Raw genomic sequence first — 13,534 nt, forward strand, 5'->3', positions numbered from 1 at the left:
AATATTATTTTAGGGTCACTTTTACCGGAGCATCATTTTTCAGGGTCATCACTCCGCTTGTCAGAACTGTATCTCCTGCTTTCAAACCAGAAGTAACCAGAATATTTTTATCGGTTCTGGCCCCTGTTGTCACAACAATTTCTTTTGCTTTTCCGTTTTCGGAAATAAATATTTTCTTACCGTTCTGAATTGGAATCAACGCTTCCGTAGGTACCAGAAGGGCATCATTGATGTTTTCCAATGGCAACGCTACGTTTGCATACGTTCCCGGCAACAGTTTTCCGTCCGGATTTTCTGCAACCGCTCTCATCTGAAGGGTACGGGTAGTCACATCCACTTCCGGCTCGACCGCGTAAACTTTTGCTTTAAACTGTTCTTTGGAACCGGCTACCGTAAAGCTAAGGGTAGCATTTACTTTCATTTGTGTGGCATATTTTTCCGGAATCGAAAAAGTGATCTTCACCTGGTTCATGTTTACCAGTTTTGCCACTACTGTAGTGGGCGTCACATAGGTTCCTTTTGAAATGGAACGCAATCCTATTTTCCCTGAAAACGGAGCCTTAACGCTCGTTTTGGCAAGCTGTACCTGAATAAGCTGGGTTTGTGCCTGAGCCGAACGGAAATCGGCGCTGGCAATATCGTATTCTTCCTGGCTGATGGCCTCTTTTTGTAGTAGTAATTTTGCTCTTCTTTCGTTTTCCGAAGCAAGAGCCTGTTTGGTTTTTGCCTGTGAAAGCTGTGCTCTTAATTCAAGGTCGTTAATCTTAAAAAGTACCTGTCCCTGAGTAACGTGTGTGCCTTCATTAAAGTTAATGCTTTCCACTATTCCGGAAACTTCACTTCTGATTTCAACCTGTTCATTGGCTTCAATGGAACCGGAAAGGGATAAATTATCGGAGAAAACCTGTGGTTTCAGGACTATTCCGGCAACCATAGCGGCTTTTTTACCATCGCCTTTTCCTTTTCCTTCACTATTTTTTTCTTTGTTGGCAGATATACGATATGCTATCAATCCTCCTAAAGCTACTATCAGAACGAGATATACAATATTCTTAACTTTCATAGTTATTTTTTATAATGTAGTGTTATAGTAAGTTTTTGCTATACGAAACAAAGCTAATTTTTAAAAACTGTATTTCTTCAATCATTAAATTTTATTTAACAATATTTTTAGAAATTTAAATTTATCACAATCAAGCTGCAACATTTACCGGCAAATTTGTTGTTTTTTCAAGCAATCAGTAATGCTCCTTAAAATTGATCATCCTTTTTACATTGCTGTATAATTCCGGGAAATACTGCTTAAACGTTTCGGGGGTTTCAAAAAAATATTCCAGAATTACAGCCAGGAATTCGAATTCGTTGGTAAAGGCATAATTCCGGAAATAACCGGATGCCAGCAGTCTGTTCCGGTTGGGTTCGTGTTTCACTTCTTCTATGATTTTCGCGCACATATCGGCAAAAATAACAGCACTGATGTCGTTGCTTCTCAATCCCTGAAAATGCAGGGCATGTGTAAATTCGTGAAGCCCGAGATTCAGGTTATCGTTTTCGTACAGGTATCCTTCTACAAAGTCTTCCCATGAAAACACGATTGCTTTTACGGCCGGATTGAATTCGCCTTTGTGATATTCGCCTTTAGACGTCGAATAATACCGTGTTGGAAAAATAATAATTTTATCAAAAAAGCGGTACAGGTACTGCCGCATTCCGAAAGTGAGCATTGTGGAAGTCGCTGCAATGAGCACTTTCATCTCTTCGCTTACCACGAGTCCTTCTTTCCCGATAAACCGGTATTTTGCTATAAAAACAGCAACGCGATGTTCAAAATAGCTTTTTTGCTTTTCGGGTAATCTCTGGTAAAAAGAAAATTTCGTTTGAAGGATAAACAACCGCTCATAGTTTAACCGCCTTGGAAAAGGGTAAAAATGAACATAAAACGGTTTCTTGAAGATATAAGCATAAAGGGGTTCCGTAAAGCGGACAAGGACCATCAGGAGGATCATCAGGAAAAAAAAGACCAGAATCATCTTTCCTTCCGGGGTGTCATTCTTATGATCTTGAACAAGCAAAAGAAAGAGTACACCCATTTATACCAGCTAAAAATTACTAAAAACACCCGTTTCAGGACTGTTTCCCATTGTACTTCCAGGAAAACAGCAGGAGCAATTAACGTGTAATTAATTACAAAACAATAAAAATCAAGTATTTAAACTTTAATTGTGACCGCGGAGGGGTTCGAACCCCCAACCCTCAGAGCCGAAATCTGATATTCTATCCAATTGAACTACGCGGTCATTTCATTTCAGGTTGCAAAGTAAACAATCTGAATTGAATTTTTATACTATTATGCCAAAAGCTTTTTAACAATTGTTGAAATAGTTTTCCCGTCAGCTTTTCCAGCCAACTCTTTTGATACCATTCCCATTACCTGACCCATGCTTCCCATTCCTGAAAAACCACCGTCGGCAATAATTTTAGACACTACTGCTTCTACTTCTGCTTCCGATAATTGTGCCGGTAAAAACTTTTCAATTACCGCCACCTGAGCCAATTCCGGCTCTGCCAGGTCTGCACGGCCCTGCTCCGAAAATATCGCAGCACTGTCTTTTCGCTGCTTAACCAGTTTCTGCAATAATTTTATTTCATCTTCTGCCGAGATATCTTCTTTAGCACCTGAAGAAGTCTGCGCCAGTAATATTTCTGATTTAATCGCTCGTAAAGCTTCTAAAGCAACAGTATCTTTTGCTTTCATGGCGTTTTTCATCTCGTCCATGATTTGTGTTTGTAAGCTCATCTTTTTTGAATATTAATTGTTTTGTTCTCCGGATGATCCGGAAAAGCCTCTTAAACAGCCTAAAGACTCTTTAAGCATCCTCAGCATCGGACAGCATTTGCTCCCGATTTGAATTGGCTTTGCGAAGATAAAAAAAATAACCCAAAATCAAATTTGATTTCGGGTTAAAGGTTTCTCAAAATTAGGTTAGTTAATCTACGTTGTCGTGCAGGAAGGAATTATTGGAACGCAACTGTAAGTCATCGTTACTATCCATCCCTAAAGACATCCGTGATTTGCTGTTATCTACAGGTGCCGAATTTAAATCAACGCCCATTCTTTTATAAGCCGGTTCTTTTTCCAATTCATTAACACGTGAAGCACTGTTGTTGAATTTATAATTGAACTCTTTCATTTTTCTTTTACGCTCTTCAGCCCGCATGCGAAGTGTTTCTTCAATTGTCATTTCCACAGGAGAAATTTCATCAAAAGAGGTATTTGGCGCTACCGGCTCCACTTTTTTCATTGTGAAGTTCAGTTCTTCCGCGATGGGCTCTTCTTTGATTTCAGCAACCGGTTTGGACGTGATCAGTTCATTCTCTTTCTCCATATAGTCCTCCAGAGAGTATTTTACTACTCCCGACTTATTCACTTCGGTAACCGGAACAACCTGTACCGGCTGATTCACTTTAATTTCTTTTGTTTCGTTGCTCAGCTCATACGATACTCTTTCCTGGTGAAAAGCAGCGGTGTTGCTGATAGGCAAATCAAAAGAGAACGTGATCTGCTCTTCTGTTTTCGGCACCACAAACTGCGGTTCAAAAACTTCAATTTCACGCACATCTCTCATTACCGGAGCAGCTGCTACTGGAGCTTCTTCTTTTACCGGAGAAACGATTTCAAAAAACACATCTAAATTATTGATAAAGTCTGCCGTTGGCAATTCTTCTTCAATAACCGCTGCTATCGGTTCTTTTTTTTCAAAAACCTCTGTTGTTTCTTCTTCTAAAGAGAAAACGATTTTTTCTTCTACCGGCAATTGCGACGTTGCTTCCGCAAGTATTGCCTGAGCATTTTCTCTTTCAATTGGTGATGAAAAATCAAATGATGGTAAAAACGGTTTGCTTGTTAAATCCTGAACCATTTTTTGCTCACCCTCTAAAGTGTGGATGATCTTTTTAGGTTCTGTATTCACGATATCCGCCTGTTGCTCTACATTAAATCCGGTAGCAATAATAGTCACTGCAATTGCATCACCTAAGGATTCGTCTTCACCAACCCCCATAATGATATTCGCATTGTGACCGGCTTCCATCTGGATGTGGTCGTTGATTTCTCCGATCTCGTCAATCGTAATCTCGTTTGTTCCGGATACAATCAGCAACAATACATTTTTAGCGCCTGTAATTTTATTGTCATTCAATAAAGGCGAATCCAAAGCATCCACGATAGCGTCTTTAGCGCGGGTTTCACCGCTCGCCATTGCCGATCCCATTATAGCTGTTCCGCTGTTTGACAATACTGTCTTCGCGTCTTTTAAGTCAATATTCTGCGTATAGTGATGCGTAATAACTTCTGCAATTCCTCTTGAAGCGGTTGCCAATACTTCATCCGCTTTCGAGAATCCTGCTTTAAAGCCAAGGTTTCCGTATACTTCTCTTAATTTATTGTTGTTGATAACGATTAAAGAGTCAACTTGTTTTCTAAGTCTTTCCACTCCTAACAACGCCTGCTCCTGACGTACTTTCCCTTCAAACTGAAAAGGGATCGTCACGATACCAACTGTCAGGATATCTCTTTCTTTGGATAACTGGGCAATAACCGGTGCAGCACCTGTTCCTGTTCCACCACCCATTCCGGCTGTAATGAATACCATTTTAGTATTCGTATCCAGCATTTTCTCAATTTCCTCTATACTTTCTAAAGCCGATTGCTGTCCTACTTCCGGATTTGCCCCGGCTCCAAGACCTTCTGTCAAACTAACGCCAAGTTGAATTTTATTAGGCACCGAACTGCTTTGCAAAGCTTGTGAATCTGTATTACAAACCACGAAGTCCACTCCTTTAATCCCTTGTTTAAACATGTGATTGATGGCATTACTACCACCTCCACCTACACCAATAACTTTAATTACATTTGATTGATTTTTTGGTAAATCAAATGAAATGCTTCCAAATTCTGAGTTGCTATTCATATCGTATCGGTTTTATTCTGCGTTATCTAAAAATTCTTTAATCTTATCTATATACTTGTCAAAAAAGCCTCTTTTTATTTTGTCCTTCGTTGATTCGGCATCAACATCTTTGGCGTTATAAACCGGCTTAACTGGCTCCTGTTCCTGTACTATCTCTTCTTCTTCAATTTCCGGCTCTCGTATTACCGGCTGTCTTACTTCAACCTTTGGCGTTTCCACTCTTATTTCCGCCAGTGGTGTTGCACTTCTGGTGTTGTTTCGGATACTGTTCATTACCAATCCCACTGCTGTTGCATATAACGGACTGGAGATCTCTTCATCCGAATTTCCGGCCAAATGCTCATTCGGGTATCCGATCCGGGTATCCATTCCGGTGATGTATTCGACCAATTGTTTGATATGATTCAATTGGGCTCCGCCTCCGGTCAATACTATTCCTGCAATCAGTTTTTTTCTTGGATCTTCATGACCGTACGCTTTGATTTCGGCAAAAACCTGCTCTACAATTTCCACTACTCTCGCATGGATAATTTTGGACAGATTTTTTAGTGAAATTTCTTTCGGCTCTCTTCCTCTTAATCCCGGGATAGACACAATTTCGTTGTCTTTATTTTCTCCCGGCCAGGCAGAGCCAAATTTTATTTTCAGCAATTCGGCTTGTTTTTCAATAATCGAACAGCCTTCTTTAATATCGTCTGTAATCACATTTCCTCCAAAAGGAATGACAGCAGTATGCCTGATAATGCCGTCTTTAAAAATAGCCAGATCAGTTGTTCCGCCTCCTATATCGATTAGCGCAACACCTGCTTCTTTTTCTTCCTGACTTAAAACCGCATCGGCAGAAGCCAGCGGCTCCAGAGTTAAACCGGATAAATCCAGTCCGGAACTCTTGATACATCTGCCCACATTTCTAATGGAAGAAGCCTGCCCTACCACAACGTGAAAACTTGCTTCCAGTCTTCCTCCGTACATCCCGATAGGTTCTTTAATTTCCGACTGTCCGTCGATTTTAAATTCCTGCGGTAATACATGGATAATTTCTTCACCCGGCAACATCGCCAATTTGTGTACCTGATTGATCAGTAAATCAATATCGGCATCACCAATTACTTCTTCCGGATTATTTCTGCTGATATAATCACTGTGCTGAATACTACGGATATGTTGTCCCGCAATACCTACCACCACATCATTAATTTTATATCCCGAATCTGCTTCAGCTTCAATAATTGCCTGCTGAATAGACTGAATCGTTTGTGTAATATTATTCACAACTCCACGAGCCACACCAAGGCTTTTGGATTTTCCTACTCCTAAAATCTCTAATTTTCCGTACTCATTTTTCTTGCCAATCATTGCAACAATCTTGGTTGTTCCAATGTCTAAACCTACTGCAATACTCTCTTTTTCCATATTCTAATTTTTGGTGCACACTACTTGTTGTGTAAACTTCAGATTTATTGTTTTATAATTTCCAATCAGGGTATCCTTTATCGCGTGTTGAAAAAAGGCTTTATAGTTATCAAACTTCTTGTCAACATTGATTGTTCTTCCGAAAAGAATCTGATAATTATAATTTCTGTTCGTCATGATAAGGCCACCGGTTGGTGAAATTTCTATCCCGATGATGTTTTTTTTCAGAAATTCATCGTCATGTATTTTTCTGAAAACATCGGTCAGCTGTTTCTTGTTTTCAGTGGTTATTTCACCTGAAATCAAAGGAACTCTTGCTGTAAAATTATCCGACAAAGGCATTTGATTACCCTCATAGTCAATATAATAAGAACTTCCTTCACTATCTACTCTCGCAATAGGGGTCTTTTGTGTTACGACAGCCTTTAGAGTCCCGTCAATAGTAGCAAACACCTCTGCTTTTGCAATCATTTCATTACTATCGAGAATATGCTCCAATCTATTCAAATCTAGCTTATCTTTCCTTATGTCCGTAACCTTGTTAAAATTTTGTATTAACAAGTTATCAACCGTTTCCGGCGTTATGAAAAGATTATTATCCCCTAAAAACCGGACTTCCGATTTAACCAAATGGCGGCTTTCATTCCGTTTCGATGAAAAGGAATACAGGAAAATCACTACCCCGATCATGAGTACCAATCTTACATCTGTCCATTTAATTTTTTTCATCGTTTTTATCCTTTTTAATCTATTTTTTTAGCGGTTTTCAATGCTGTTTTTATCTCCGGAACCATCTCTCCCACATCACCGGCTCCTATTGTTACCATCACCGGAGCATCCGATTCCTGCATTAATGCAAGCAATGCTTCTTTTGATACTAATTTCTTATTCGGATTCTCGATTTTATCCAGCAGCCATTGCGAGGTAATTCCTTCCATTGGCAGTTCTCTTGCCGGATAAATATCCATTAAAAAGATCTCGTCAAACTGTGACAGGCTCTTGGCAAAATCATCTGCAAAATCGCGGGTTCTGCTAAAAAGATGCGGCTGAAACACGGCAAGCACTTTCTGTCCGGGATACAACTCCCTTACTGCCTGGTGCACGGCATTTATTTCTGTCGGATGGTGCGCATAATCATCGATATACACAAATTCCGGTTTTCTGATCTGAAACGAGAAGCGTCTTCTCACTCCTTTGAATGTTAAAAAAGCTTTGGCAATGTCAGCCGTTGGGGTACCGTATGTTTTTGCCATCGCCAAAGCCAGCAATGCATTAGTCAAATTATGCTTCCCTGGTAAACCAAATTTCAAATCTTTAATTTCTTCGGTTGGCGTGCTTACATCAAACACATACCATCCGTCAATAATTCTGATATTTTTCGCTACAAACAGGGAATCATCATTTACACCAACCGTGATAGCTTCCAATGGCAATCCGTTTGTGACAAACAAATGCTTTTTATCTTCTACTTTATTCGCAAATTCAATAAACGAGGCTTCAATGGAAGCTTTATCGCCATAAATATCCAAATGATCGGCGTCCATTGAGGTCACACAGGCAATATTGGGATGCAGGTGTAAAAAAGAACGGTCAAATTCATCGGCTTCCACCACTGTTACCGTTTTTCCGCTGCCAATTAAATTGGAGTTGTAATTCTCTACAATTCCGCCCAGGAATGCCGTTACATCCACGCCGCTTTCGTATAAAACGTGGCCTAAAATACTGGATGTCGTTGTTTTTCCGTGCGTTCCGGCAACTGCAAAACAAAAGGTATCTTTGGTAATGATGCCTAAAACTTCTGCCCGTTTTTTCACCACAAATCCGTTATCCAGAAAGTAGTTCCACTCGGCATGCTGTTTGGGCACTGCCGGCGTGATAACCACCAATGTATTTTCTTTATTTAAAAACGCTTCCCCAATTTGCGCTACATTGTCTTCAAAATGGATCGCAATACCGCTTTCCTGTAATTCCCCGGTTAGATGCGTCGGCGTTTTGTCATAACCCGCTACATTTTTTCCAATGTATTTGAAATAGCGCGCTAAGGCACTCATTCCGATGCCTCCGATTCCGATGAAATAGACGTTATGTATCTGGTTTAAGTTCATTTTATATTGTTTGCCCGGCCGTTGCCAGCCCCGGCTTATTTTATCAATTTTACAATTTCATCCGCGATTTGCTTCGTCGCATCCGGCAAGGCCAGTTGTTTGATATTTTCACTCAACTGGTTTCGCATTCCTTCGTTGTCCAACAGGTTTTTAAAAACCGTTTCAAACTGTTCCTCCAATTCGGATTCTTTCAATAGCAAAGCTCCGTTTTTATCCACAATGGCTTTGGCGTTTTTGGTCTGATGGTCTTCGGCTACATTGGGCGACGGAATAAAAACAACCGGTTTCCCAACGATACACAATTCCGATACCGACGAGGCTCCCGAACGGGAAATCACGATATCTGCCGCAGCATATACCAGATCCATACGATCAATAAAGGCCACTACCTGCACATTTTCTTTTTCGGAAAAATGCTTGTATTCCTCAAAATACAGTTTCCCGCATTGCCAGATTATCTGGATGTTTTGCGCTAAAAGCCATTCCAGCTCTTTTGCAATTAACTGGTTGATTCTCCGGGCACCTAAACTTCCACCTAAAACCAGCAGTGTTTTTTTATGAGCATCCAGCGCAAAGTGCGCAATCGCTTCTTCTTTTTTGGAGGCCACCGAAATCAGATCCTGACGCACCGGATTACCGGTTAGCTTCATTTTATCTTTCGGAAAAAAGGCTTCCAGGTTTTCATAGGCCACACAAATGGCATTTGCTTTTTTACCCAGCAGCTTGTTTGTAATTCCCGGATAGGAATTCTGCTCCTGGATAACGGTTGGAATCCCCATACCGGAAGCCACTTTTAAAACGGCTCCGCTGGCAAATCCACCAGTCCCGATGACAACATCGGGTTTGAATTGTTTCAGAATCCCATAGGATTTTGCCAGGCTTGAGATCAGCTTGAATGGAAACATGGCATTCTGCAAGGTCAGTTTTCGCTGAATTCCGGCAATCCAAAGTCCTTTTATCGGGTAACCGGCCTGCGGCACCTTTTGCATTTCCATTTTATCCTGAGCACCAACAAAAAGGATTTCTGCTTTTGGAAAGCGAACTTTTAATTCGTTGGCAATAGCAATAGCCGGATAGATATGTCCTCCGGTTCCGCCGCCACTAATTATGAATTTAGGGTTCTCTTTCATTTTATTATTTTTTATTCAGAACAGCATTCATCGGATTATCTCCTACATCTTCAATCGAATAGTCTTCCACTGCTGCCAGTTCTTTATTTTCTTCTTCTAATTGTCTGTCAATAATGCGTTGTAACGCTTCTTCCCTTTGTTTCTTTTCTTCTTCTTCCAGCGCAATTTCTTCTTCTTTTTTGGTCACACTAAGAATAATCCCGATCGCGATACAGGTCATCCAGATGGAACTACCCCCGCTACTGATCAGCGGCAGCGTTTGTCCTGTTGTAGGCAACAGTTCTACCGCAACACCCATATTTACCAATGCCTGAAAGACAATTGGAAACCCTAAGCCAACGATAAGCAGTTTTCCAAACAGTGTAGGCGCTTTGTGTGCCGTAATCAGGAATCTGAAAAACAGCATCAGGTATAAAAACAAGATCGCCAATCCGCCTAACAAACCGTATTCTTCCACGATAATCGCGAAGATAAAATCGGAAGAGGATTGCGGTAAAAAGTTTTTCTGAACACTTTTACCGGGACCAACACCGTAAATTTTACCCGAAGCAATTGCAATTTTGGCTTTTTCTATCTGGTAATCGTCTTCATTCGGCTCATCCGAGCTAAAGCGTTCGATACGGCTCATCCAGGTATCCACACGATTGGGCATGGCATCCGGGAAGGCTTTTGCAACCAGTACGAACATGATTAAGCCTGCCAATCCTACTCCTATAATAACCCCTAAATATTTCATTGGGTATTTCCCGACAAAAACCAGCATGCAGACCATTGAAAATATCAAGGCCGCTGTGGAAAAATTGGCCGGCAAAATTAAGATTATTACTGAGAAAACAGGCAACCAAAGCTCAAAAAGTGACGACTGAAATGTATATTCTTTTTCTTCAATTTTTGAAAGGTACCGCGCTACATAAATCATCAGTACAATCAGCGCTAATGCAGAGGTTTGAAAACTCACCCCGATAAACGGAACCTGGATCCAGCGGCTGGCATTTGCACCCCCGATTGTCGTTCCCTGCACCATTGTATAGCCCAGCAGCAGTACCACTATGGGCAAGGCTACTTTTGAGATGGCTTTAAAATAGTGATAGGGTGTTTTATGTACAAAATAGATCAGGCAAAATCCAATGAAAATATGAACCAAATGTTTCATCAGATAGCCAATAGTAGAGCCTTTACCTACAACGTAAACAAGATTCGTACTGGCACTGAAAACGGGCATAAAAGAAAACAAAGCCAATAAGGACACGAATGCCCAGATTCCTTTATCGCCTCTTAAATTGGTTAATAATGCTTTCATTTTTTATGTTTAAACGATGGCAGCCCATCTGTTTTTTATTTTAAATTCCTTACAGACTTTGAACGGCATTTTTAAATTGCTTTCCTCTGTCTTCATAGCTTTCAAACAGGTCAAAACTGGCACAAGCCGGAGAAAGTAAAACCGTATCTCCTTTTTCGGCCATTTTTTGTGCTATTTTAACTGCTTCGGTCATGCTTGTTGTTTCTACCATCACATCCACCACATTACTGAATGCTTCAATAATTTTGGAATTGTCAACACCCAAACAAACAATTGCCTTAACTTTTTCACGAACCAGCGGCATTAATTCCGCATAGTCGTTTCCTTTATCAACACCACCTACAATCCAAACCGTTGGTGTATTCATGCTGTCTAAAGCAAAAAATGTAGCGTTTACATTCGTTGCTTTGGAATCGTTGATGTATTGTACATTCTGAATTTTCAACACTTTTTCCAAACGGTGCTCCACTCCCTGAAAATCGGATAAACTTTCTCTGATCGTTGCCTTTCTGATACGCATTAATTGCGCTACTGTTGTTGCTGCCATTGCGTTTTTTACGTTATGTTTTCCTTCAAGTGATAGTTCGTTTATAGGCATGATAAATGTTTGGTTGTTAATGTTCGTGTTAATAGTATTGTCTTTTATAAAGGCGCCTTCTTCCAGTGTTTTTGTCAGTGAAAAAGGGACTTTTTTTGCTCTTATCTCATTTTTGGAAAGCCAGTCCGTTATTGCTTCATCATCGGCATCATAAATAAGATAATCGTCTTCTGTCTGGTTTTTGGTTATTCTGAATTTCGCTTCGATATACAGGTTGTAATCATAATTATACCGGTCCAAATGATCCGGGCTTATATTCGTAATCACGGCTATATGCGGTCTGTAATTCACAATTCCGTCCAGCTGAAAACTACTTAACTCCAGTACGTAGGCTTCAAATTTGTTTTCGGCGATCTGCCAGGCATAACTTTTTCCGATGTTTCCCGCCAGACCCACATTCAAACCGCCTTGTTTCAGCAGATGATGGGTGAGCATCGTGGTCGTGGTCTTACCGTTGCTTCCGGTAATACCGACCGTTACGACATCGGTAAACTGATTGGCAAATTCTATTTCCGAAATAATCGGAATATTTCTTTTCATTATTTCTTTTACGATGGGCGATTTATCCGGAATACCGGGACTTTTCATTACCACATCGGCATTTAAAATCAAATCTTCCGTGTGCATCTGCTCTTCCCAGGGAATCTGATTCAGAATCAGTACTTCTTTATAATTGTTCCTGATTTTTCCGAAATCGGATAAGAATACCTCATATCCTTTTTTCTTCCCTAAGATCGCAGTTCCAACACCGCTTTCTCCTCCTCCTAATACTACCAGCCTCATACCTATCTTAATTTTAATGAAACCAATGAGAAAATAGCCAACAAGATTGCGACAATCCAGAAACGGGTTACGATTTTACTTTCGTGATAGCCCTTTTTCTGATAGTGATGGTGCAACGGCGACATGAGGAATATTCTTCTTCCTTCGCCAAATCTCTTTTTTGTATATTTAAAGTAAGCTACCTGTAGCATTACTGATAAATTTTCTGCTAAGAATATACCGCACAATACCGGAATCAACAGTTCTTTACGAACAGCAATTGCCAATACTGCGATAATCCCTCCAATGGTCAGACTTCCGGTATCTCCCATAAACACGGTTGCGGGATAGGTATTGTACCACAAAAACCCGATCAGTGCTCCAACAAACGCGGAGATATAGACCGTCATTTCTCCCGAATTGGGGATATACATAATGTTCAGGTAATTGGAGAAAATGATGTTACCGGAAACGAATGCAAAAATACCGAGCGTGAGCACGGATATCGCGGAGGTTCCGGCGGCTAAACCGTCGATTCCATCGGTCAGGTTTGCCCCGTTTGATACTGCCGTAATGATAAAGATCACTACCGGGATAAAAATCAACCAGGCATAGCTTTCATAGTTATCACCGGTCCATGCCAATAATTCGGCATAATCAAATTCGTTATTTTTAAAGAACGGGATTGTTGTAGCCGTCGATTTTTCTTCTGCCAAAGCCGGCGCTATTGTTGCCGTAGCGCTTCCTACATTGAAAATATTTTTAGTAGCCGTATCGGTTCTAACGGTAACTGCCGGGTGAAAATACAATACAGAACCTACAATGATTCCCAATCCAACCTGTCCGATAACTTTAAATTTCCCTTTTAATCCTTCTTTGTCTTTTTTGAATATTTTGATATAATCATCCACAAAACCGATGGTTCCCATCCATAAGGTGGTTACGATTAACAACATCACATAAATATTATCCAGTTTTGCCAGCAATAATACCGGAATCAACGTAGCCATGATAATGATCAGACCACCCATTGTTGGTGTTCCTGCTTTTTCTTTTTGTCCTTCTAATCCCAGTTCACGAACGGTTTCCCCGATTTGTTGTTTTCTTAAAAAGTTGATGATTCTTTTTCCGAAAATAGTCGAGATCATCAGTGAAAGAATTATAGCCAACCCTGAACGGAATGTGATATACTGGAAAACTCCAGTTCCTGGAATATCTAAGGTTTTATCTAAATATTGAAAGAAATAATACAGCAT

At 40.4% G+C, this 13,534-nt stretch carries 12 protein-coding genes and 1 tRNA gene; 1 reads left to right on the forward strand and 12 read right to left on the reverse strand.

All coding sequences use genetic code 11. The annotated features are described in order from the left end of the window. Positions 1–4: 4 nt before the first annotated feature. Together HW120_RS00885 and HW120_RS00890 are read right to left on the reverse strand one after the other, a co-directional pair. Entirely contained in the window at positions 5–1,063 is a 1,059-nt protein-coding gene (locus HW120_RS00885; protein ID WP_177730011.1) for an efflux RND transporter periplasmic adaptor subunit, read from the reverse strand. A 175-nt stretch (positions 1,064–1,238) separates the two neighbouring features. Next, positions 1,239–1,892: a zinc-dependent peptidase gene (locus HW120_RS00890; protein WP_246297017.1), complete on the reverse strand. Its 654-nt coding sequence runs from the start codon at positions 1,890–1,892 to the stop codon at positions 1,239–1,241. A gap of 36 nt (positions 1,893–1,928) precedes the next feature. On the opposite strand from HW120_RS00890, the gene HW120_RS00895 reads away from it, so the two are divergent. Beyond that, the gene (locus HW120_RS00895) at positions 1,929–2,180 is read left to right on the forward strand and encodes a hypothetical protein (RefSeq protein ID WP_177729784.1); all 252 of its coding nucleotides are present in this window, start codon (positions 1,929–1,931) and stop codon (positions 2,178–2,180) included. A 43-nt stretch (positions 2,181–2,223) separates the two neighbouring features. Here the strand turns inward: HW120_RS00895 and HW120_RS00900 are convergent. From HW120_RS00900 to mraY, 10 genes are all read right to left on the reverse strand, one after another. Further along, positions 2,224–2,297, reverse strand: a tRNA-Arg gene (locus HW120_RS00900). Between the two features lie 50 nt (positions 2,298–2,347). After that, complete coding sequence (locus HW120_RS00905) at positions 2,348–2,797, reverse strand: GatB/YqeY domain-containing protein (protein WP_177730012.1); 450 nt, start codon at positions 2,795–2,797, stop codon at positions 2,348–2,350. A gap of 190 nt (positions 2,798–2,987) precedes the next feature. Continuing rightward, complete coding sequence (gene ftsZ, locus HW120_RS00910) at positions 2,988–4,970, reverse strand: cell division protein FtsZ (RefSeq protein WP_177730013.1); 1,983 nt, start codon at positions 4,968–4,970, stop codon at positions 2,988–2,990. Positions 4,971–4,982: 12 nt separating this feature from the next. Then, positions 4,983–6,383, reverse strand: a complete 1,401-nt coding sequence (gene ftsA / locus HW120_RS00915; protein ID WP_177730014.1) for a cell division protein FtsA — start codon at positions 6,381–6,383, stop codon at positions 4,983–4,985. 3 nt (positions 6,384–6,386) lie between these two features. Next, positions 6,387–7,112, reverse strand: coding sequence for a cell division protein FtsQ/DivIB (locus tag HW120_RS00920; protein WP_177730015.1), 726 nt, complete (start codon positions 7,110–7,112; stop codon positions 6,387–6,389). Positions 7,113–7,126: 14 nt separating this feature from the next. Next, the gene (gene murC, locus HW120_RS00925; RefSeq protein WP_177730016.1) at positions 7,127–8,488 is read right to left on the reverse strand and encodes a UDP-N-acetylmuramate--L-alanine ligase; all 1,362 of its coding nucleotides are present in this window, start codon (positions 8,486–8,488) and stop codon (positions 7,127–7,129) included. Positions 8,489–8,523: 35 nt separating this feature from the next. Beyond that, positions 8,524–9,618 carry an undecaprenyldiphospho-muramoylpentapeptide beta-N-acetylglucosaminyltransferase gene (gene murG / locus HW120_RS00930; RefSeq protein WP_177730017.1) on the reverse strand — a complete coding sequence of 365 codons (1,095 nt, stop codon included), beginning with the start codon at positions 9,616–9,618 and terminating at the stop codon, positions 8,524–8,526. A 4-nt stretch (positions 9,619–9,622) separates the two neighbouring features. Next, positions 9,623–10,918: an FtsW/RodA/SpoVE family cell cycle protein gene (locus HW120_RS00935; RefSeq protein ID WP_177730018.1), complete on the reverse strand. Its 1,296-nt coding sequence runs from the start codon at positions 10,916–10,918 to the stop codon at positions 9,623–9,625. Positions 10,919–10,967: 49 nt separating this feature from the next. Further along, positions 10,968–12,299: a UDP-N-acetylmuramoyl-L-alanine--D-glutamate ligase gene (gene murD / locus HW120_RS00940; RefSeq protein WP_177730019.1), complete on the reverse strand. Its 1,332-nt coding sequence runs from the start codon at positions 12,297–12,299 to the stop codon at positions 10,968–10,970. A gap of 2 nt (positions 12,300–12,301) precedes the next feature. Then, positions 12,302–13,534: a phospho-N-acetylmuramoyl-pentapeptide-transferase gene (gene mraY, locus HW120_RS00945; protein ID WP_177730020.1), complete on the reverse strand. Its 1,233-nt coding sequence runs from the start codon at positions 13,532–13,534 to the stop codon at positions 12,302–12,304.

It is taken from the genome of Flavobacterium inviolabile, from assembly GCF_013389455.1.
Classification (GTDB): domain Bacteria; phylum Bacteroidota; class Bacteroidia; order Flavobacteriales; family Flavobacteriaceae; genus Flavobacterium; species Flavobacterium inviolabile.

What these genes read in the sequence shown, in the direction of transcription:
- HW120_RS00905 (WP_177730012.1), bottom strand. Translation starts at nt 2,797, where the DNA reads ATGAGCTTACAAACACAAATCATGGACGAGATGAAAAACGCCATGAAA.
- HW120_RS00920 (WP_177730015.1), bottom strand. Translation starts at nt 7,112, where the DNA reads ATGAAAAAAATTAAATGGACAGATGTAAGATTGGTACTCATGATCGGG.
- murC (WP_177730016.1), bottom strand. Translation starts at nt 8,488, where the DNA reads ATGAACTTAAACCAGATACATAACGTCTATTTCATCGGAATCGGAGGC.
- HW120_RS00935 (WP_177730018.1), bottom strand. Translation starts at nt 10,918, where the DNA reads ATGAAAGCATTATTAACCAATTTAAGAGGCGATAAAGGAATCTGGGCA.
- ftsZ (WP_177730013.1), bottom strand. Translation starts at nt 4,970, where the DNA reads ATGAATAGCAACTCAGAATTTGGAAGCATTTCATTTGATTTACCAAAA.
- HW120_RS00895 (WP_177729784.1), top strand. Translation starts at nt 1,929, where the DNA reads ATGAACATAAAACGGTTTCTTGAAGATATAAGCATAAAGGGGTTCCGT.
- murG (WP_177730017.1), bottom strand. Translation starts at nt 9,618, where the DNA reads ATGAAAGAGAACCCTAAATTCATAATTAGTGGCGGCGGAACCGGAGGA.
- mraY (WP_177730020.1), bottom strand. Translation starts at nt 13,534, where the DNA reads ATGCTGTATTATTTCTTTCAATATTTAGATAAAACCTTAGATATTCCA.
- murD (WP_177730019.1), bottom strand. Translation starts at nt 12,299, where the DNA reads ATGAGGCTGGTAGTATTAGGAGGAGGAGAAAGCGGTGTTGGAACTGCG.
- HW120_RS00885 (WP_177730011.1), bottom strand. Translation starts at nt 1,063, where the DNA reads ATGAAAGTTAAGAATATTGTATATCTCGTTCTGATAGTAGCTTTAGGA.
- ftsA (WP_177730014.1), bottom strand. Translation starts at nt 6,383, where the DNA reads ATGGAAAAAGAGAGTATTGCAGTAGGTTTAGACATTGGAACAACCAAG.